The organism is Prevotella heparinolytica (assembly GCF_004342845.1).
GTDB classification, from domain to species: domain Bacteria; phylum Bacteroidota; class Bacteroidia; order Bacteroidales; family Bacteroidaceae; genus Bacteroides; species Bacteroides heparinolyticus.
Genome location: NZ_SLXB01000034.1, coordinates 1 through 20431 on the forward strand (window position 1 = coordinate 1; position 20431 = coordinate 20431).

Genomic DNA, 20431 nt, shown 5'->3' on the forward strand with positions numbered 1-20431 from the left:
TGAACGACAGGAAAAAGAACTGCCGCCGAAGGTGGTAAGAGAACCCACCGGGTGGCAGTGGTTCCAGATATGGACAGGACGGATTGCCGTTTTCGCTCTTGTCATAATACTGATTAAACGGCGTTTAAAACGTAATTAAACAGCATAAGAATTTATGGCAAATCAAGGATATGTAAACGGCAGTGACCTGCTGATGAGCATTGGCGGTAAAGCGTGCGGACACTGCACGAGCCACACCACGACTTATAACAGTGAAACGAAAGACCGTGCGGTGAAACCCGCTTCGGCCGAATCGGCGGCCAACGCCGGACTTTTCAGGGAAAAGACCGTGACGGGGCTCAGTGTCCAGGTGAAGTGCGAAGGTCTCCGCTTCTACGGTGAAGGGGAAAACGGCATGAAGGAACTGCTTGCCAAGTGGAAAGTAGGCGGCTCCGTAGAGCTGAAAGGTTTTGTCCGCGGCAGTGACGCCGCTCCCTACATGAGCGGCAACTTTATCATTTCTTCCCTGGAAGAGGCCGCTCCGGCAGGCGATGACACAACTTACAACGCTACCTTCGACAACACCGGAGTGGTGGCCATCGACGAGGCGAAAGTAGACGGTACAGCAGAAGGATAATGCAATGAAGAAGATTCAAGTATATGGTAAGGAGTACCCCATGCGCATGACCATGGGGGCCATGCGCCGCTTCAAGCAGGAAACGGGCATGGAGGTGAGCGAGATGACTACGGAAGTAAGCCTGCTGGTGGTCTTCCTCTTCTGTTGTGTGGCAAGCGCCTGCAACGCGGACAACGTGGCGTTTGATCTGGACCTCGACAAATTTGCCGATGGCCTGGAGCCGGAGAAGCTGGCCGACTTTGTGGAGACCATGCAGCGGGATGCCGGAAACTCAAAAAAAAAGAAGACGGCCCCGCAAGCATCGAAGAACTGACGGGCATAGCCGTGGGGAGTATAGGGATGAGCCTGACGGAATTCTGCCACTGTACCCCCCACGAGTTTTTCTGCATCTATAAAAGTTGGGAGCAGACGCGGATGCGCGAGCCTTGGGAACGTACCCGGTTCCTGGCGTGCTGCGTGCTGCAGCCTTACAGCAGAAAGGCGTTGAAGGTGACGGATGTGTGCAGATTCGAGTGGGATGCGGGGCGGAAAGCTACGGCACCGGCGGAGGAAAGCACGAGGGAGAGGTTTGAGGAGTTGAAGAGGAAAGCGGGGATGTAGAGCCGGCCTTCAGGCTTCAGCAAGAAGCCAAGAGTATGGTACAACCCCAAAAGTCCATATCATAGGCAAGGCGGCACAGACGCGTGCTTCTACCTGTATTGACAAGCCGGGTAATGGTGTCATATCCTGTTCTTCCGGGGCACGAACAGCCAGACGGCAAATATGGTCACAAAGGCAGCGCCAATGATATAAAGTGCCAGGAGATAAGGAGGCAGCTTCAACAGGGATTGGATAAGTCCGGACATGGCTTGTTGTTTTGATTGTTTACAAAAGTAACATTCTTTTTTGATATGGCAAACAATTATTTGGATTTTTCCATACGGATGAAGGACGAGGCGTCCTCGGTCATCAAGACGGTGGGTGTGAATACGGAACATTTACGCAGAGGTGTACGGCAGGTAACCGAGGAGGTTTCAAAAGCGCAGCGCGGCATCGTCGATTGGGCGCAGGCGGCACAGGCGGCCGATATGCTCGGCCAATCGGTACAGCAGCTGTTCGGCGCATGCAAGGAACTGACCGACGCCTACCAGGTACAGCTTGTTGCGGAGACACAGCTTCAGACCGTGATGCGGCAACGCATGTCCGCCACCGACGAAGAGATACAGAGCATCAAGGAACTGGCTTCCGCCCAGCAGGCACTGGGAGTGATTGGCGATGAGGTGCAGCTGAGCGGTGCCCAGCAGATGGCCACTTTCCTGAACGAGAAGGCGAGCCTTGACTCGCTTATTCCCGCCATGAACAACCTGCTTGCCCAGCAGAAGGGCCTGAACGCCACCAGCCAGGATGCCGTAGGAATAGGCAACATGATGGGCAAGGCCATGCAGGGGCAGGTGGACGTACTGCAACGGGTAGGCGTCACCTTCACCGCCGCGCAAAAGAAAGTGTTGCAATATGGTACGGAATCGGAACGTGCCGCCATGCTGGCCCAAGTCATCCGCGACAATGTGGGTGAAATGAACGCCGAACTGGCAAGGACGGATGCCGGTAAGCAGAAACAGCTGGAGAATACGTTGGGGGATATCAAGGAGCAGTTCGGCGCGATGGTACAACCCGCCATGCGCGCCATTACCGCCATGGCGCAAACCACCACGGCCGTCACCGGCCTTGTACGTCTCTACTCCTCCCTCCGTTCCGTGACGATTGCGCTGAAAGGCACGGCGGCGGCCACCTCCTTGGCCACTATGCACGCTCGGGTGCAGGCTATTGCAATGAGGACGCTTGCCATTGCCAATGGCACGGCCGCCGTCAGCACAAATGCGCTGCGCATAGCCACCGTCGCGCTCTATGCAACCATAACCGGCGGGATATATCTGGCAGTGCAAGGACTGATTTCTTTATTTTTCTCATACGGCAGCGCGACGAAGGAGGCGGCCGGAAAGCAAGACTTGCTGAAAGACAGTGCGGATGCCTACAAGAACTCTGTTTCCCAACTGAAGGGTGAGATGGACATGGAAATATCCTCCCTGGCCAAACTGATCAAAGGTCATGGCGATGAATCGGGCAAGGTGCAGGAGCTGAACCGGAAATACGGTGATGCGCTGGGCTATCATAAGAGTGCCGCCGAGTGGTACGACGTATTGATCCGCAGGAGTGCGGATTACTGCAGGGCGATAGGCTACGAGGCCCAGGCCAAAGTGCTGGCATCGCGGAAGGCGGAGAAGGAAATGCAGCTGGAGGAGGTGCGCAAACAAAAGCAGGCCCTGATAGACAGCGGGGGAGACACTGCCACCAAACGGGTGCTGACTTCCGGCCTGGACGTTGCCGGCAACAAGATTTTGAAGTGGGAAAAGCGCCGGGTGAACACGGACGAATACATGGAACTTCGCCGCCAGGAAGCCCGCCTGGTGATAGAGAACCACAATCTGGGCAAAAGCTTCGAGGAGTGTATGAGGAAGATGACCGAAGGCATGTCCGCGCTGCAAACCACCTCCCGGAAAACAGACGTGGCTTCCATGAGCTACGACGAACTGGGCGAAGAAATTGAATCCACTGAAAGCAAACTGAAAAGCCTTGCTCCTACGGAGACTGCCGAAATAAACCGCCTCTCGGCTTATAATAAGGAACTCAAGGTACGCAAAGACATGCTTGGCAAGATGACGGGACTCGGAGGTGAGGATGGAAGCGGAAAAGGCACAGACAAGGCGGATATCCCTGTTTCTCCCGGAAGCCTGGAAGCACTGGAGAAGAAACTGAATGAATTGAAGGAACGTCAGAAGAAAGCCCCGATAGAGGAGCAACTCACATTCACTCCTGACATAGTGGCGCTGGAAGACCGGATAGCGGGTATCAAGGAACGTCTGAGACATGCCGGCTTCGAGGCACGATACACGTTGAAACCGGCGGAAGAGGGAGTCCCGTCGGATGACCCTATAAAAAGAAGCATGCAATCCTCTACCGGCCTTACGCGAAAAGAAGGCGGCTTGAAAGACTTGAAGTTGGAGGTTCCCAAGTTAGACCTGGAGGAGCCTCTCAAAGGTATGGATGCCTGGAATGCTGCCGTAGAAAAGGCACGGGAAAAGAATGCCGAGGCCATCGGCTCGATGGGGGCGATGGGCAATGCGATGGGTTCGCTGGGAGAGGTGATCGGCGGGCAAGCCGGTGCCTGGCTGGACTGGGCCGGTAACCTGCTGAACGCCATCGCGCAGGCATTGCCACAACTGGCGGCACTGTCTACGGCCAATACAGCCGCAGCCGCTACCGGTGCGGCATCATCTGTGGCAAGCATTCCGTTTGTAGGCCCGATAATGGCTGTCGCAGCCGTGGCAAGTGTGCTGGCAGCATTGGCCAGCCTTCCGAAGTTTGCTGACGGAGGTATTGCCTATGGCCCTACCTTGGGGCTCTTCGGCGAATATGCCGGAGCGAGCAACAACCCGGAAGTAGTGGCTCCGCTCAACCGGCTCAGGCAACTGATACAACCGGTAGGGCCGGGAGGCATGTCCGGCGATGTAAGGTTTCGTATAGACGGGCGTGCACTGACGGGAATACTGGAGCGGGAAACAAACCTGAGCAGGAGAAGCTGATTCAAACCTTGTTCAAACGATATTTAAACAGTGATTAAAATGGCACAACACCTACGATATTCAGGCAAATACCTCAGCCGCAAAAATGTGGTGTGGGAGGTGGGCATCAGCCAGGAGGCGGACGGGGCATATCCTGCCGTCGGCGTCCTCGACTTCCCGGCCGACGAACCGTTGGTGATAGAATGGAAGCATACGGACAAGCACGAAGTGATATGCGGCAGTACCGCCACACTGACCGTAACCAGTCCCGGCGACCGCACCTACGAGGATTTATATACCATCGCTCCCGGCAGCATCCGCCTGGATGTACTGCGGAACGGGCTGCTCTATTGGAGCGGCACGCTGGACCCGGAGTTCTACGAGGAGCCTTATGCTTACGGAAAAGAATATGAGGTGGCACTGACCTTCAGCGACTTCGGCATACTGGACAGGCTGAAGTATAACCTGTCCGGGATGCAGACCTTGGAAGGCATTTTGCTGCACGCCCTCCAACGCAGCCGAATCAATCATGGAGGCTTGAACCAGGATTATCTGACTACATTTCTGGCAGGAAACGTCCGGGCCACACCGGATAAAATAAGCGTCCGCAGTGATAACTTCTACGACGAAGACGGTGAAGCTTCTACATTGAAGGATGTAGTGGAAGGAATGCTGCAGCCGCTGTCGCTCCGCATGGTGCAACGGAACGGGAAAATCTGGATATACGACTTGAACGGGCTTTATCTGAACGCTCCGGCCCGGGAAGTTGTCTGGAGCAGGGACAATCAGGCTATGGGGGTGGATAAAGTGGCGAATAACGCTCAGATTACTTTCTCTCCTTATTCGGATGCGAAATTGCTGGACAAGGAGGTGGTATATGAGGATGCATATTCGGAAAGTGTGACGAACCTGACAAGTGATAAGCCGTCGGGTGGTGAATACTACTCCTATTATCCTGACTATTCGGATGATCACAAGATAGGTTATGAATGGGATTACTCTCTGCTTTCGTTCACCATTTTCCTTAGCGACAGGGGTAGCGGGCTTGCCGAAAAATATGGGCCGGCAAAGTACTTTCACATCCAGCCTTTAATGGGAGGGCAGGAGTCTTCCGGTGTCGCTTTCAGTTTCTATACCGGTGGGCATGGCGCTTTGACAAGCGGATTCCCGAAGCGGAAACTGCTTCCGCAAACATCCGACCAGGAAACCGTACTGATGAGAACCCACCGGGTGTTTATTCCTAAACTGGAAGAAGCGGAAAGAAGCAGGTATTATCTTCGCCTGAGTATGGAGATGTTGATAGACGCCCGTTACAATCCCTTCACTGAGGCCAATGACGGAAATGAGGAAGGGAACTATAACGACATGAAAGACAAGTTCAACTTCGTTACGGTACCTGCTTCCGTCACCTTGTACAATGAGGATGGAAATGCGCTGATGCATTACTCCAATGCGGCCGCGATGAGCCATACGGATATCAAGCCCACCTTGTATTGGACTGCCGGGGAATGGAAAGACGGCGCCGCCACCTATAACAGCTGTCAGTTGGAGTGGTACGACCCCGAGGACCGGCATTTCTCGTCGGGAGTGCTTGGCTGGAAAAAGAACCGTCACTGTGTAGGATATACTCATCATGAGATGTTCGATTCCTTCAAGAAGATGGAAGACGGGCAATACATACCTTATCCCGCAAACGGAGGTTATATAGAGGTCTGCGTTTATGTCGGAATCAAAATCGTCGAATGGACCGGAAAGACAAATACCGATGTCAGCAGAGACTGGTATGATAAGATACGATGGATGCTGTATAAAGCTCCTCGGATTGAAATCGTACGCAAGAACGTTGTCTATAGTGATGCGAAAAGTGAAGATGTCGAATATGCCGGCGTCATCAATGAGGCGGCTAAAGAGGATATCAAGCTGGACACGATATGCGGCACGATGACTGAGATAAATCCTACAGCCAAAGGCGTATACTTCCGCACTGACGATAGTTGCCAACTGAAAGAGCTGACCCGTGCCGGACGGACAACGCAGGCGGAACAGTTGCTCATCGGTACACTCTACAGCCAATACGCAGATCGCAGGATCCTGCTGGCTGGTACAGCCGACATACTGGATACAGACCTGACAGCCTATACGGAAGCCTGTCAGGAAGGCAAGCGATTTATCTGCCTAACCGATGTGCAGGATACAATATCGGATGAAAGCGAGCTTGAAATAGTGGAGCTTCGTCCGGACGAATATAAATCGGATAAAGAATAAAGGAGGGGCATTGAATATGGATAAGAAATATATATCGTCGGTAGTCAAGCGGGAAGCCCGCCCACGCAGCAAGCGGCTTCGCGAACTGGGTGCATCCGGTTCTTCCGGTCCATCGGGTTCGGTGATATCGGGCGGAGACACTATCGTGTCATCCGGCAATGCCGCGCTGGAAACGGATGTAATCTCGAATGCAGCCAAGACCGGGCACATAGATAAGGGGCTGAAATTACCTAAAGGTATGACTTTTACGCAGTTTGTCAAGGCATTGCTGTTTAAGCCCGTACCCGCCACGCTTGACGGCCGTTTGTCTACGGCTAACGATGTGGAATATGGTTCGACGAAAGGGAGTATTACCTACACGGCTACCCGCAACGGCAACGGCGCAATGACAAAGGCGTACTATGACAATGACGAGAAGAACAAACTTGAATTTTCTGCGGAAAATAGCGGTGTGCGGACTGCTGTGCGCAATCTGACGGGCAATTATACACAGAATGAAACCTACAGGGCAACCGTTGTGTATGCGGAAAGTGAAGACAAGTCGATGCCGGAAAAAACGCTGAACAATACCATCAGCGTGAACGTGCACCGCAAGTGGTTTGCCGGTGTGGTGGATTCCGTGCCCACTACATCGGCGCAGGTACGCGCCTTGGGGAGCAACGGTCTCTACAGAGGTGCAGGAACATATAAGTTCACCATCAGTAATTACAGGACATTCGTCATCTGCATCCCTTCCGGCACGATAAGCAACGTGTCACTGGATCGTTATGTCTACAATTTCATGGACTTGGATTCAGCGGCCGCACCCCGAAGGATAGACGTGGAGGGAGCGAACGGCTCGGCGGCAGCCGGCTACATGATGTATGTATTCACCTCGGCGGCCGTGAGCGTGGAAACGGATAACTTTACCTTTAAAACCACTTGATCATGGCGCTTAACATAAAAGGAGACAGCTTCGCCGGGCGATATAAGCGGGTCAACGGTTATCCGATAGACTCGACCGACGTATGGGATACGCTTGAGGATGCCCGTGTGTATGCGAGGAATACGGACGCACAGCCTTATGTGCCTTATGCAGGCCAGATCATCTCTGTGCTGGAGAATGATGCCATCTACAAGCTGGTCAAGGATACCTCTCTTCCGGAGACGGATGGCAAGAAGCATTTCCGTCTCGAAAGGATCGGCAGCGACAAGGACAACGCCGGCGAGTACCTGAGCAAGGTCAGGGAGGACACCGCCCGGAAGCTGATAACCTTCCTTGAGGGCATCAACGCCAAAGGCACATCGACGCTGGAGGGAATCAGACTGATAGGTGATCTCCTCTCGAGCAGCTTCTCCGCAGGCTCTACCGGCTTCGGAATCTACAAGGATGCGCAAGGCAGCTACCATCTGGACGTCGACTTCGTCGATATCCGGAAGAAGCTTACCGCCAACGAGATACAGGTGCAGCGCAGCTACTATGTCGGCGGCCGGCAATGGGTGACACCCGGTGCAGGTATTATCTGTATCTCCGTGGAGGATGCCGGCACGGCTTACCGCTGTCGGTTCAAGACAACGAATGCCGACGGCCGGACAATCAAGAACATGATTAAAGCTGACGACATGGCCATCTGTGAGACCTTTAATCTGGAATCACAGAACGGCGCTTTAGGCAACCACTACTACTGGCGTCTTGTCACCTCAGTAGGATCTGACTATATAGACCTGAGCAAGAGCGTATGCGCATCGGGCAGCGGAGTGCCGCAGCCCGGAGATGAGATAGTACACTTGGGCAACAAGAGTGACGTCACCCGTCAGGGGGCGGTATGCCATGACAGCGTAACGCCCGGAGGCCCGTATATCAGGGTCTATAAAGGCATCAAGGATTTCTCCCTGCCCGAACCATACATTGACCTTAACCCTACGGACAGCGTCATCCGTGCCCGCTACATCAATGAGGCCACGGGAAAAGACCTGACGGATGAGATGGATAGTGTCAAGGCCGATGTGGCACTCGTCCGGCAGCAGACCGACAAGGAGTATACCCTCTGGTTCTTCGACTACGCCCCGGTTTCGGACAAAGCCCCGACCGTAGACTGGACTACGGACGCCTTGAAAACCCTGCACGAGCAGGATATGTTCTACGACCGCACCACGGGCAAGGGCTACCGCTACGAGAAGGTCGATAACACGTGGTCGTGGAACGAGATAACCGACCACATGTCGCTGAAGGCCTTGGAGAACGCCGCCAAGGCGCAGGACACGGCCGACGGCAAACGCCGTGTGTTCGTGGAGCAGCCCACCGCCGCCGGTGTGTATGACATCGGTGACCTCTGGGTCAACGCCACTTACCGGGGCGAGACAGTGTCCTACGAGAACGACCAGCTTCGCTGTGTGGTGTCGAAGAAAGCCGGCCAGCCTTTTTCGATAAACCATTGGACACCGTCCTCTTCGGTGACTACCGCCGTCATCCGTAACCTCGGCGACAAGATCGTGCAGGCGGTCAACGACCTGCAGGATGCCAATGCGGCAATCTTAGAGGCCCAACGCTTGGCGAACAAAGGTATCAATGACGCGGAGGAAGCCTACCGCCAGGCATTGATAGGAATCAATGCGGCCAACGGGCTGGGCGACCAGGTCACCGGTATCCTCGGTCAGCTTGAGGCACAGGGAACGGTGATAGAGCAAACCCGGGAACAGATAGCCCTGATGTCCGAGGGTCGGTATAAGAATGCGGACGGCACATACAAGGAACTCTATTCCGGACTGGTCACGAAGTCAGGCTTCGGGGCGTTGTTTTCCTCCCGTGTCGAGAAAGACCAGAACGGTTATCCTATCCTGACTTCGGAGACCGGCATCGTGACATCCGCTGACTTTGCGAGTATGTTCGCGAAGAAAGCGGCTGCCGATGGCTATACAAAGAAAAGTGAGCTGAGCCTTTTCTTTGTGGACAACGGGGACGGCACATGGACGGGCAAGGCGAAGATAGATGCCGATTCGATAGACCTTAACGGGGCTGTTACGATATCCATGCTCGCGGCGGATTTGAAGGACAACCTTGACGGGAAAGTCGATGCCTCCACGATAATAGAGGGAGACCGCATCAAGACAAGCCTCATTGACGCGGATATGCTCCTCGCCGACAAGGTGCTGACGAACAAGCTTACGACCGCCCTGAACGGACAGCGCATAGAGATTGACCCGTCATCGAACAGAATCGTGATGTACAATATCGAGAATGACAAGGTCTGCGAGATCAGCTTCGAGGAGCATGAAGAGCAGGGAGGGTGGGTTACCTCTCCGCGTATATGGATGTGTGATTATGTCTATGAGAACGGGGAAGCCTACATGAATGGAACAACGATTATAGACCCGGGACAAATCCGGCTGAACTCTCCTGCCGGGATTGGAAGGTCGTTGTTGCTGACTTCTTCATCGATGACTTTTTTGCAGAACGGACAGGTCGGAAATGTTTACAATTAAATATCAGGCACATGAAAATCAACTTTAAACAACTGGAGGCGCAGACCTCCTTCGACGGGTCAAGGCAGACCTTTGACGTCACGGAGACCGTCGGCAACGAGATGATGTACAACGGCAGCATCCTGCTGGACATCGGCTTCGAGGACTTGGCCAGGGAAATCTACTATTCCACGGGCGAAGTGGATATCCCCGACCGCTACCGTAAGGCGTTGGAGCTTGTCGTGAAGAACTCCCGGCTTATCGCCGCCGTGAAGCGCGAGATCATCAATCAGTTAAATAACAGGCCATGAAGATAGTCAGGAACAACATCATCCCCTTCAGGGGCTTCCGGGCAATCAACCTGTTCGGCATCCTGTTCGTCAGAGGGGCTGCCGAAGTGACCGGAACGGTCATCAACCACGAGCGCATACACTCCATGCAGATGCGCGAGACGGGCTATGTGCTGTTCTACGTATGGTACTTCATCGAGTGGCTGGTCCGTCTTGCGCTTTCGGGCGATGCCTACCGTAGCATCAGCTTCGAGCGTGAGGCCTACACGAATCAGACAGACTTCTCCTATTTAGAGAGGCGGGAACCGTTTGCATGGGTGAGTTATATAAAGAGTAAGTAACCATGGGCTACATCAAGTTCGTCTTAAGCACCCGCCGCATCGACGATGCCGGCAATGCCGTGCAGGCCGTCATCAGCCGCCTCGATAGCGACATGGCCGACACGGCCATGCTTGAGACCAACCTGATCATGCACGCCCTCGCCGCATGTGGCGGCAAGGTGATAGATATAGCGGACTTCGTGCTTGACCGCAGCCGCTTGGATAATAACGACATCTTGGGATAGATTATGGAAAAACTTAACAAGAAATTCGAGAAAGGCAATGTCCTCAAGGCCGAGGAGCTGAACCTGCTGGTGGATAAGATTAACGAACTGGCCGATGGCGGTACCGGGCTGCAGCTGGGAACTGTCACCGGGACGGCCTATGACGGTGGAGCCGGCGCGGCTCTCGAGCAGACGGTGCGGGAACTCGTCGGGGGAGCGGGTACGATGTACAGCGTGTACATCCGTAACAACATGCCCTCACTGGGCTTCGCCACCCAGCAGGGAGAGGCCTGCGTGCTGGACTTCACGTTCATATCCCAGTACCGTGACGACATGGCCGAGCCTTACAAGCCGACCGGAGAGACGGGTCTCTGCACGGTCATGGTGAAGAACGCCAGGTATACCGACTTTACCGTGGTCAAGCAGCTGGAGATACCCGGCGGCACGCCCACCGGCATCGACGTGCGCGAATGGCTGTCGAGCGGCGCGAACAGCGTCAAGGTGTCCGTCCGGGGCGAGAACACGGAAAAGACGACCGCCCCGGTCACCTTTACCGTGCAGCTCACCTCTTTGGGGGTGAGTGCCCCCAACTTCGCATGGTGGACGGCCTTCTCCGAGGACATTCCCATCCCGATGGTCATCGGCGGCAACATCAGCAAGACGCTGAACGTCACCGTGACGGGCGACGGCTACCACCAGAGCTATACCCGCAACCTCGGCACATCCGTCTATCTGGATACCCCGTTCATCTACACGGTAGCGCATCCGGGAGCAACCGGTGTATATAACATCTCCTTTTACCTGTCCAACTCGGACAACACGATACAGACCCGCGCCGTGTCGCTGGATGTCATCTGCCTCTCCTCGCCGGGCGAGGCGGTGAAGCTCATGTGCGTCAACAGCGTTGCGGAATCCTTGACCAACTGGCAGGACAACAAGGTCTTTGACTACGCCATCCATGACGGGCAGTCGGCACAGACCGACGTGCGCCTCTCCGTCATCCGTGACGGCATGGAGGTGTACGCCTCCGACAACGGGGCAGTGCCCACCGGCACAAAGAACACCTTTACCTGCCCGCTGGAGGTGGAGACGGACGATGACGCCGGCTTCAGCGTGGAGGTGACGGCCACCTCTCAGACAGGCGGCCTGATGAAGCCCGTGACCCTGCCCGTCAACAACTCGCTGGGCTACAGCGCCACGGCAGGCGCGGCACTGTACATCAACCCGCGCACACGCACCAATGCCCAGACCAATCACCGCTCCGTCATCAACGAGGTGGACAAGAGCCTCGTGCCCGTGGAGTGGACGGGGATGAACTGGGGCAATGACGGTTGGGTGGCCGACGCCGACGGGAACCGGGCATTGAAGATATTCGCCCGCAGCCGTGCGGTGCTGGACTACCGCCCGTTCTCCGGCGAGGCGGCGCGGAAGGGTAAGACCATCGAGATAGACTTCAGGGTAGACCACGCTTCGGACGCCTCGAAGGACATCATTACCATCGCCGAGGGTAACGTAGGCCTGAGGGTGAGCGGGGAGAACGTGTCTTTCTTCTCGCAGTCCCGGCAGGACGCTACCACGCAGGACCTGCCCATCGACAACGGTGTGCGCATACGCCTGACGGTGGCGGTCATGCCCGACGCCTACGGCAATGCCGGATTCAACATCGTGGCCATATACGTCAACGGCAAGAAGAACCGCCAGTACACCTACGAGAGCAACGATTACTTCAGGCAGAACGGCCGGATAATGCTGGGCAACGACCACGCCAACCTATATCTCTACGGCCTGCGCGTCTATGACTTCGCCCTGACCTCGGAGGCCGTCCGGAAGAACTACCTGAACCAGCTCGTCACGACCGACGAGAAACGGCAGGAAAAGGAGGCCAACGCGATACTTGACGCGGAAGGTACGGAGATAGACTTCGAGGCGACTAAGAGGTTCTATAACGTGTTCGTCTTCGACAAGCGGTTCCCCAGTCTGAAGAACCCCTCCAGAGTGAGAGGCAAACTGTCTGTCTGGTTCAAGGACAGGCCGGAAAGAAGCTTCAAGATAAAGGATGTCCTCTGCGAAGGGCAGGGAACGTCCTCCAAGAAGTATCTGGAGTGGAACATGCGCTACAGGCTGAACAGGCTGAAGAACTCCGCAGGCGAAAAGATTATTTCCGTGGTCTCCTATGCCGACGGGACGGAAGAGAAGAAGGCCGTCCGCATGTTCGAGGGCGTTCCCAAGGCGGAACAGCTGACCGCCAAGAAGAACTGGGCGTCATCCATGCAAGACCACAAGGCCGGGGCTGTGGCCGCCTATGATGACCTTTACAAGGAGATGGGGTTGAAGAACGAGGCGATGGACGTTGACCCCGAAGTGCGTGTAGCCGTCTATCAGGAGGCCTTCATCGGCTTCTCCATGTTAGTCAACGAGGAGGGCAAGGAGTTATATACCTGCATGGGCGAGTTCACCTTTGGCCCTGACAAGGGTGACAAGGCCTGCTTCGGCTATAATACCAAGACATTCCCGAATCTTATTTCCGTGGAGGGCTCGGACAACGCGCCGCTCGGCGCGCTCTTCCGCGTGCCTTGGAACAGGGACAAGTCCTACTGGATGTACAACGCTGACGAGGAAGCTTTCCAATATAACGACACCAACTGCTGGGACTTCAACGCCGGCGAACTGAATGAGGGGGAAACCGAACCGCTGTCCACCCGGAAGTGGGTGGATGCCTATAATGCCGTCTATGCCTGCAATAACCGCATCCGTCCGTTTGCCGGCACGGTAGGACAGCTGAACGCCGCCGTGACGGCCTACCGCAGTACCGGCTATGAGTACTGGATTGCCTCCCCCGGGGATGACCTCTACAACCTCTATTACTACGAGGCCGCCGAGGGCAGGTTCGTCCCGTCGGACATCGGCAGCGGGCCGATCAACCTGCGCACGCAGCTGGCCGCCTACCTTGCGGATGACCTGTCGGCATTTTCCGCGGATGAGTTGAACGAGCTTTTCATCGGGGCGAGGAAACAGCTCTTCCGTGCCACCATACCGGCCCTGTTCGATATCGATGATGCCGTATTCCACTACTGCTTCGTGGAATTCACCGCCGGTACTGACCAGCGGGCGAAGAACACATACCCTTACAATTTCGGGACGGAAGGGGCGAAATGGAAATGGCGGCTTGACGACGCGGACACCATCTTCCCGATCGACAACCAGGGGCAGGACAGGAAGCCCTACTGGTGCGAGATGCACGACTTCTATCCCAACGGCCAGCCGGTATGGAACGGTGAGACATCCGTGTTCTGGAACATGTTGGAACTGGCGTTCGCCGACGAGCTTGCGGCAGGCATGCGTAAGATGCTCGCCGCGATGGAGAAACTGTGCGGGCACTCTTCCGGAACGCCGTATGACAAGGTGTACGCATTCTACAAGAAGTACTTCCTCGGGGTCAAGGAGTACTTCCCGGCCACGCTTGTCAATGCCGACGCCAAGCGCTACGAGATAGCCAAGATAGCCTACAATAACGGCAGCTACACCAACGATACCGACCCCATCACGCAGTCCCACGGAGATTTCTTCTCCGCTGAGACCGCATGGGTCAAGAAGCGTATAATGTACATCATGGGCAAGTACAGCTACGGGCTGTTCTCCGCCCACGGGACGGACACCGTCATCGTGCGCGCGGCGGGCGACCTGATAGACTACGACATCACCCCCGCGTTCGACATGTACCCGGCCATCGCAAACGGCACGTCCATCGTCCGGGGCGCACGTACAAAGGCAGGGGAGACCCGCCGCATGACCATCGACCTCGGCGGCAGCGCCGACCAGCAGAACGCCATTCAGGCAGCCAGCTGGCTGCTCTCCATCGGGGACTGGCACGACAAGAATGTCAGCGGTACGATGGTCGTCAGGGGACGACGCTTGAGGGAGCTGATATTGGGCAGCAAGACAGAGCCTGTCACCATCTCCATCACCGGGCTGACATTGTCCGACTGCGGCAGCATGCAGAAGGTGATGGTCTCCAACATCTCCACCCTTCAGGGTACGCTTGACCTCAGTACGCTGGAGAACCTGCGGGAGGTACGTGCCGACGGGACGGGATTGTCCCAGATAAAGCTCCCGGAAGGCGGCGGGCTGGAAACCGTGGAATACCCTGCCGGAAACCGTTACCTTACCCTTCGTAATTTCCCCGTCCTCTCTTTCGGTGGGCTGCTGATAGATAGCTGTAGGGCGAGTATCACGGACTTTCTGGTGGATAACTGCCCGATGCTGCATCCGATGCGCATACTGTCGGACATCATCGCCGCCCAATCGGAACAGGGAAGCCATGCGCTGAAGCACATCCGTGCCGTGGGCTTTGACGAGGATTACCCCGATGCGGGCATACTTGACTTGCTTGCGGTGATGGCGGACGGAAGCTACGACGGTCTTGACGGTACGGGTGTGGCGGGGACAGAACCCTACCCGGTGTTGGACGGTAACATAACCGTCCGCTCGAAATATTATGAAGATTCTGTAGCAGCTTTGAGGCGCACGTTCAACCGCCTGACCCTTACGCTCCCCGGCGAAGCGGCCATCCGTTTCGCCGACCCCGAGGTGCTGCGGGTGTTGAACTCATTCCGGGTGTTCAACATGGACGGAACCACAACGGCTGTGAATCCTGATGCGGACGGAATGCTGACAGTAAGAAGAGCCGCTGAGATACAGACGCTGAGTAACAGACAGGATAAGATCTATTCTATTCTTAAGGGCAATCAGCTGATAGAGACCTTCAACGAGTTCCGCTATTTTACGGGCTTAAAAAAAATAGGTGGTAGTATGTTTGAAGGATGCTCCAATCTCAGAGAATTGACATTCCCGGTTTGCCAGACCACTAAGCTTGAGCGTTATCTTGTCAACGATACTAAGGTGGTCAGATTCATCGTCCCGGAAGGATACACAGAGATGAACACTATCCGGACAGGTGGGGGAGAGCCTTTCCAGCTGATTGACTTGCCGGGTACGATGCGGAATATTACGGGATTTATGTGGAACTTCGGATGTGATACGTTGATCTGTCGGGCGACTACCCCACCGTCAATCAACTGGTCTCGCACCACCATGCTCAATAAGATATATGTGCCGGATACAGCTGTAGAAGATTATCGGATGGCCAGTGGCTGGAACAGCAAGGCGAGCATCATATATCCTTTATCAGAATATAATAACAATCTATAATTATGGAACAACAGATCGTAGAGACAACAGTGCTAAAGGCGGCTGAGGGCAAGGTGCTTCGCCGCAAGAGTGACGGATGGATGGCAGGGTCGGAATTGTGGCTGGGGTACACCCACTACATCGGGGGCATCAAGCTGGATGAACCGCTGGCCGAACTGCCGGAACATTATGAGGAAATAGATGAAACGGAAATAGAAAAGGAATGACTTACTCGGGGGAGGTCATAAAAAAGCCCCCGGCCTGTTAGTAAAGACGCCAATCACATACTAACAAAAAATGCGATGAGCCGCACGACCGGGGGCAAAGTCCCTTGTCGCGGCTCATCGCTTTTTTAATATGTGATTGGCATTGCAAAGGTAAACAAAAATCATTATATGAAAGTAATAGAGATCTTAAACTTTAATCGGGAGTTGCTGAATAAGCTCCGGAATGCCGGTATCCGTCCGGAAGACGTACGATATATCGATCTGTATTCGGACTATATACGCCTGTTGGAAGATAACGGAAAAGTCTCATACGCCGTTGCCGTGCTCTCCGGGAAATATTCGGTGAGCGAGCGTACCGTTTATTCCCTTATACGGAAGTTCGGGAGTGACTGCAAGACGCTTGCAGAGTAAACGGAATGGTTTATGTCGGAGGGAATGCCGTCTCCCTTTAATTTTAGGCGGCCATTAAAAGGAAAATCTATGAACAAGTATTATCGTATTTTGGAAAGGATAATTACCGAGGGTAAAATGCAGACCAACAAGAAAGGAAGCATACTGTACCTGTTGAATGAGCAGCTGTCGCTTACGCCGGCGGATCTGCTTGATGTATTCGAGGGGCATAATATTGCCCGCAAGAAACTCCGTAGTGAGCTTCAGCTATTCATGCAAGGGGAGCGCAATGTGGAGAAGTACCGGGAAGCCGGCATCAACTGGTGGGATTATTGCGGTTCCATCCTGGTTAACAGTTACCCGACATACTTTGAGAAACTGCCGCCGCTTATCAGAAAGATTAACCGGGAGCGTCGGAACAGCAAGAACTATGTGCTGTTTTTGGGAGAGACCGGCGCGGAAAGCAATCAGGCGCCATGCCTGAGCCTGGTACAGTTCCAGCTGGATGAGGGGGAGCTGGTGCTGTCCGCTTACCAGCGCAGCAGCGACGCTAACCTCGGCCTGCCGTCTGACATCTACCACCTTTACCTGATGGCCCGGCAAATAGAGTTCCCCTTGAAGTCGATTACGCTCTATTTGGGCAATGTGCATATCTACGAGAACAATATACCGGGAACCCGCGCGCTGATCGCCGGCGACGAGGGAGTCCGTTTCGAATTGAATGTGTAACCGCTGCGGATACCTTGCAGCGCAAACATGCATTCGTTTCACTTTTCTCCGCGGATTCGGGGGAACTTTGCGGGCGATTTAAAAACAAGAGAAAATGAGAAAAATGTATTTGTCTGCGCCTCTTCCTTTCATGGGGCAGAAACGCATGTTTGCGAAAGAGTTTATAAAAGTCTTGGAACATTTTCCGGACAGTACCGTATTTGTGGATCTTTTCGGCGGATCGGGCCTGCTTTCACATATAACCAAGTGTATCAGGCCTGATGCTGTTGTTGTATATAACGACTTTGATGACTACCGCCGGCGGTTGACGAATATCCGGGATACCAACCTCCTGTTGGCCGATCTGCGCAAGATAGTCGGAGGTATTCCGCGGAACAAACGTATTACCGGCGAGGAGCGGGAGAGGATACTCGACCGCATTGAAAAGGAAGAGAGAGAGCGAGGCTACGTGGACTATATCACCCTGTCCTCCTCCCTGATGTTCTCGATGAAATATGCGCTCTCTTTGAAAGAGATGAAGAAGCAGAGCTTGTATAACACTATCCGGAAAACAGACTATGCCGAGGCGGAAGACTACCTGGAGGGGCTGACTATTACCCGCGAGGATTACAAGGAAGTGTTTAACCGATATAAGGATGTTCCTGGCGTAGTGTTTCTCGTTGACCCGCCATATCTTTCTACCGATGTGGGGACTTATAATATGTGTTGGCGACTGGCTGATTACTTAGACGTGTTGACTGTCCTGCAAGGGCGTTCGTTCGTGTACTTCACTTCTGACAAGTCTGCCATCGTGGAGTTATGCGAGTGGATAGACCTGAATCCGCTTGCAGGCAGCCCGTTTAAGAAGTGCAAGAAAGCGGAGTTCAGCGCACACATGAATTACAATACCAAGTACACAGACATTATGCTGTATACCATACCTGAAAAAGAATAAGGAACGAACTTCCCTTAAGATAGCTGTAAAGGTAGGAATAATACTTGTGTTTTGGAAGTATTTAAACGCTGTTTCAAGCGTGTTTAATATGGTAGAAAAGTAAAAGAAAAAAACACAAATCGATTTGTGTTAACGAAATTGAAATAATCACATTTCGTTTTGGTGAACCATCACAAATCGTTTTGCGGTTTATAAAAAGAGAGTTGCATTAATGTAACTCTCTGATTCTCTGGTGATCCGCCTGGGGCTCGAACCCAGGACCCCAACATTAAAAGTGTTGTGCTCTACCTGCTGAGCTAGCGAATCAAACCTTGATTGCTGTTAAGCGGGTGCAAAGATAGATACTTTTTCGGAAGGAACAAAGGAATTTCGTTTTTTTTCATATCTTTGCCCACTGATCATTAATCACTAATTATTTTTTTAGAATACATGGCAACAGTAGACGATAAGAAAATCATCTTTTCTATGGTGGGACTGAACAAGACCATCCAGCAGAATAACAAGCAGGTGTTGAAGAACATATACCTCTCATTCTTCTACGGAGCAAAAATAGGTATTATCGGTTTGAACGGTTCGGGTAAGTCAACCTTGCTGAAGATTATCGCCGGTCTGGATAAATCTTATCAAGGCGAAGTGGTGTTCTCACCGGGATATTCCGTGGGATATCTTGCGCAGGAACCGTATCTTGACCCTGCAAAAACAGTGAAAGAAGTTGTAATGGAAGGTGTGCAACCCATTGTGGATGCGCTGACGGAATATGAAGAAATCAATCAGAAGTTCGGTTTGCCGGAGTATTACGAGGATCAGGACAAGATGGATAAACTCTTTGCCCGTCAGGCCGAGTTGCAGGATATTATAGATGCTACCGATGCATGGAACCTCGACAGCAAACTGGAACGTGCGATGGATGCTTTGCGTTGTCCGCCCGAAGACCAGTCGGTGGAACACCTCTCAGGAGGTGAACGTCGCCGTGTGGCCCTCTGCCGCTTGTTGTTGCAGAAACCTGATGTGCTTCTGCTCGACGAACCCACCAACCACCTCGATGCGGAATCCATCGACTGGTTGGAACAGCATTTGCAGCAATACGAAGGTACGGTAATTGCCGTGACTCACGACCGTTACTTCCTTGATCATGTGGCCGGATGGATTCTTGAGCTGGATCGTGGCGAAGGCATTCCTTGGAAGGGAAACTATTCCGGTTGGTTGGAGCAGAAGACCAAGCGTATGGAGATGGAGGAAAAGACGGCAAGCAAGCGTCGCAAAACGTTGGAGCGCGAGCTGGAGTGGGTACGTATGGCTCCTAAAGCCCGTCAGGCTAAGGGAAAGGCTCGCTTGAACTCTTATGACAAGCTGCTGAATGAGGATGTGAAGGAAAAAGAAGAAAAACTTGAAATATTCATACCGAACGGTCCTCGTTTGGGCAACAAGGTGATTGAAGCCAAGCATGTGGCAAAAGCGTTCGGAGAGAAGCTGCTGTTTGACGACCTTAACTTTATGCTTCCCCCCAATGGCATTGTGGGCATTATTGGTCCTAACGGGGCCGGTAAGACAACGCTCTTCCGTCTTATCATGGGCTTGGAGAAAGCGGATAAAGGCGAGTTTGAGGTAGGAGAGACCGTTAAGGTGGCTTATGTGGATCAGCAACACAAGGATATCGACCCCTACAAGAGCGTGTATCAGGTGATTTCCGGAGGCAACGATTTGATTCGCATGGGCGGACGCGACATCAACGCACGTGCCTACTTGTCGCGTTTCAACTTCTCAGGAGCCGATCAGGAGAAACTCTGCGGAGTGCTTTCGGGCGGTGAGCGTAATCGCTTGCATTTGGCTCTTTGCTTGAAAGAAGAAGGCAATGTGCTGCTTCTTGACGAGCCCACCAATGACATTGACGTGAATACGCTTCGTGCCCTCGAAGAAGGTTTGGAGGACTTTGCAGGTTGTGCCGTAGTCATCAGCCACGACCGTTGGTTCCTCGACCGTATCTGTACACACATCCTTGCTTTTGAGGGAGACTCCAACGTATTCTTCTTTGAAGGTTCTTATTCCGAATATGAGGAAAATAAACAGAAACGATTAGGTAAGGAAGAACCTACACGCGTGCGTTACAGAAAATTGGTTGCAGATTGATTCCTGTTTCGATTTGAAAGCTTATTGCTCTATTAGAGAAAAGATAGAAAGCTCTGCCTTTCAAGGCAGAGCTTTTTTATAT

Annotated in this window: 16 protein-coding genes and 1 tRNA gene; 16 read left to right on the top strand and 1 reads right to left on the bottom strand. The window is 53.6% G+C overall.

Translation table 11 applies throughout. The annotated features are described in order from the left end of the window. The first annotated feature begins 154 nt into the window (after positions 1-154). From EV202_RS13675 to EV202_RS13750, 15 genes are all read left to right on the top strand, one after another. Complete coding sequence (locus tag EV202_RS13675; protein WP_131927460.1) at positions 155-616, top strand: phage tail protein; 462 nt, start codon at positions 155-157, stop codon at positions 614-616. 4 nt (positions 617-620) lie between these two features. After that, a complete protein-coding gene (locus tag EV202_RS13680) occupies positions 621-929 on the top strand; it encodes a hypothetical protein (protein WP_234878303.1) in 309 nt (102 codons plus the stop codon). A gap of 26 nt (positions 930-955) precedes the next feature. Further along, on the top strand, positions 956-1216 hold the full coding sequence (locus EV202_RS13685; protein WP_234878304.1) for a hypothetical protein: 261 nt from the start codon (positions 956-958) through the stop codon (positions 1214-1216). Between the two features lie 290 nt (positions 1217-1506). After that, positions 1507-4236, top strand: a complete 2730-nt coding sequence (locus EV202_RS13690) for a hypothetical protein (RefSeq protein ID WP_131927462.1) — start codon at positions 1507-1509, stop codon at positions 4234-4236. Between the two features lie 39 nt (positions 4237-4275). Then, positions 4276-6480 carry a hypothetical protein gene (locus EV202_RS13695; protein ID WP_131927463.1) on the top strand — a complete coding sequence of 735 codons (2205 nt, stop codon included), beginning with the start codon at positions 4276-4278 and terminating at the stop codon, positions 6478-6480. A gap of 16 nt (positions 6481-6496) precedes the next feature. Beyond that, complete coding sequence (locus EV202_RS13700) at positions 6497-7405, top strand: hypothetical protein (protein ID WP_131927464.1); 909 nt, start codon at positions 6497-6499, stop codon at positions 7403-7405. 2 nt (positions 7406-7407) lie between these two features. Further along, positions 7408-9942 (top strand): hypothetical protein, encoded by a 2535-nt coding sequence (locus EV202_RS13705; protein ID WP_131927465.1) that lies wholly within the window; start codon positions 7408-7410, stop codon positions 9940-9942. A gap of 11 nt (positions 9943-9953) precedes the next feature. Beyond that, on the top strand, positions 9954-10232 hold the full coding sequence (locus EV202_RS13710; RefSeq protein ID WP_131927466.1) for a hypothetical protein: 279 nt from the start codon (positions 9954-9956) through the stop codon (positions 10230-10232). Beyond that, positions 10229-10552: a hypothetical protein gene (locus EV202_RS13715; RefSeq protein ID WP_131927467.1), complete on the top strand. Its 324-nt coding sequence runs from the start codon at positions 10229-10231 to the stop codon at positions 10550-10552. Before EV202_RS13710 ends, EV202_RS13715 begins: the two co-directional genes overlap by 4 nt. A gap of 2 nt (positions 10553-10554) precedes the next feature. Further along, entirely contained in the window at positions 10555-10776 is a 222-nt protein-coding gene (locus EV202_RS13720) for a hypothetical protein (RefSeq protein WP_131927468.1), read from the top strand. A gap of 3 nt (positions 10777-10779) precedes the next feature. Beyond that, complete coding sequence (locus EV202_RS15310; protein WP_234878305.1) at positions 10780-15963, top strand: CotH kinase family protein; 5184 nt, start codon at positions 10780-10782, stop codon at positions 15961-15963. Between the two features lie 2 nt (positions 15964-15965). Next, positions 15966-16169 carry a hypothetical protein gene (locus EV202_RS13735; protein ID WP_131927469.1) on the top strand — a complete coding sequence of 68 codons (204 nt, stop codon included), beginning with the start codon at positions 15966-15968 and terminating at the stop codon, positions 16167-16169. Positions 16170-16337: 168 nt separating this feature from the next. Continuing rightward, on the top strand, positions 16338-16580 hold the full coding sequence (locus EV202_RS13740; RefSeq protein ID WP_131927470.1) for a hypothetical protein: 243 nt from the start codon (positions 16338-16340) through the stop codon (positions 16578-16580). A gap of 69 nt (positions 16581-16649) precedes the next feature. Then, positions 16650-17288 (top strand): thymidylate synthase, encoded by a 639-nt coding sequence (locus EV202_RS13745; protein WP_131927478.1) that lies wholly within the window; start codon positions 16650-16652, stop codon positions 17286-17288. Positions 17289-17382: 94 nt separating this feature from the next. Beyond that, positions 17383-18222, top strand: coding sequence for a DNA adenine methylase (locus EV202_RS13750; protein WP_131927471.1), 840 nt, complete (start codon positions 17383-17385; stop codon positions 18220-18222). A gap of 230 nt (positions 18223-18452) precedes the next feature. On the opposite strand, the gene EV202_RS13755 is transcribed toward EV202_RS13750, so the two are convergent. Next, positions 18453-18528 (bottom strand) — tRNA-Lys (locus tag EV202_RS13755). Between the two features lie 123 nt (positions 18529-18651). On the opposite strand from EV202_RS13755, the gene ettA reads away from it, so the two are divergent. Next, positions 18652-20349, top strand: coding sequence for an energy-dependent translational throttle protein EttA (gene ettA, locus EV202_RS13760; RefSeq protein ID WP_131927472.1), 1698 nt, complete (start codon positions 18652-18654; stop codon positions 20347-20349). Positions 20350-20431: the final 82 nt, after the last annotated feature.

What these genes read in the sequence shown, in the direction of transcription:
- EV202_RS13740 (WP_131927470.1), top strand. Translation starts at nt 16,338, where the DNA reads ATGAAAGTAATAGAGATCTTAAACTTTAATCGGGAGTTGCTGAATAAG.
- EV202_RS13710 (WP_131927466.1), top strand. Translation starts at nt 9,954, where the DNA reads ATGAAAATCAACTTTAAACAACTGGAGGCGCAGACCTCCTTCGACGGG.
- EV202_RS13690 (WP_131927462.1), top strand. Translation starts at nt 1,507, where the DNA reads ATGGCAAACAATTATTTGGATTTTTCCATACGGATGAAGGACGAGGCG.
- EV202_RS15310 (WP_234878305.1), top strand. Translation starts at nt 10,780, where the DNA reads ATGGAAAAACTTAACAAGAAATTCGAGAAAGGCAATGTCCTCAAGGCC.
- EV202_RS13720 (WP_131927468.1), top strand. Translation starts at nt 10,555, where the DNA reads ATGGGCTACATCAAGTTCGTCTTAAGCACCCGCCGCATCGACGATGCC.
- EV202_RS13700 (WP_131927464.1), top strand. Translation starts at nt 6,497, where the DNA reads ATGGATAAGAAATATATATCGTCGGTAGTCAAGCGGGAAGCCCGCCCA.
- ettA (WP_131927472.1), top strand. Translation starts at nt 18,652, where the DNA reads ATGGCAACAGTAGACGATAAGAAAATCATCTTTTCTATGGTGGGACTG.
- EV202_RS13735 (WP_131927469.1), top strand. Translation starts at nt 15,966, where the DNA reads ATGGAACAACAGATCGTAGAGACAACAGTGCTAAAGGCGGCTGAGGGC.
- EV202_RS13715 (WP_131927467.1), top strand. Translation starts at nt 10,229, where the DNA reads ATGAAGATAGTCAGGAACAACATCATCCCCTTCAGGGGCTTCCGGGCA.
- EV202_RS13685 (WP_234878304.1), top strand. Translation starts at nt 956, where the DNA reads ATGAGCCTGACGGAATTCTGCCACTGTACCCCCCACGAGTTTTTCTGC.
- EV202_RS13675 (WP_131927460.1), top strand. Translation starts at nt 155, where the DNA reads ATGGCAAATCAAGGATATGTAAACGGCAGTGACCTGCTGATGAGCATT.
- EV202_RS13745 (WP_131927478.1), top strand. Translation starts at nt 16,650, where the DNA reads ATGAACAAGTATTATCGTATTTTGGAAAGGATAATTACCGAGGGTAAA.
- EV202_RS13680 (WP_234878303.1), top strand. Translation starts at nt 621, where the DNA reads ATGAAGAAGATTCAAGTATATGGTAAGGAGTACCCCATGCGCATGACC.
- EV202_RS13705 (WP_131927465.1), top strand. Translation starts at nt 7,408, where the DNA reads ATGGCGCTTAACATAAAAGGAGACAGCTTCGCCGGGCGATATAAGCGG.
- EV202_RS13695 (WP_131927463.1), top strand. Translation starts at nt 4,276, where the DNA reads ATGGCACAACACCTACGATATTCAGGCAAATACCTCAGCCGCAAAAAT.
- EV202_RS13750 (WP_131927471.1), top strand. Translation starts at nt 17,383, where the DNA reads ATGAGAAAAATGTATTTGTCTGCGCCTCTTCCTTTCATGGGGCAGAAA.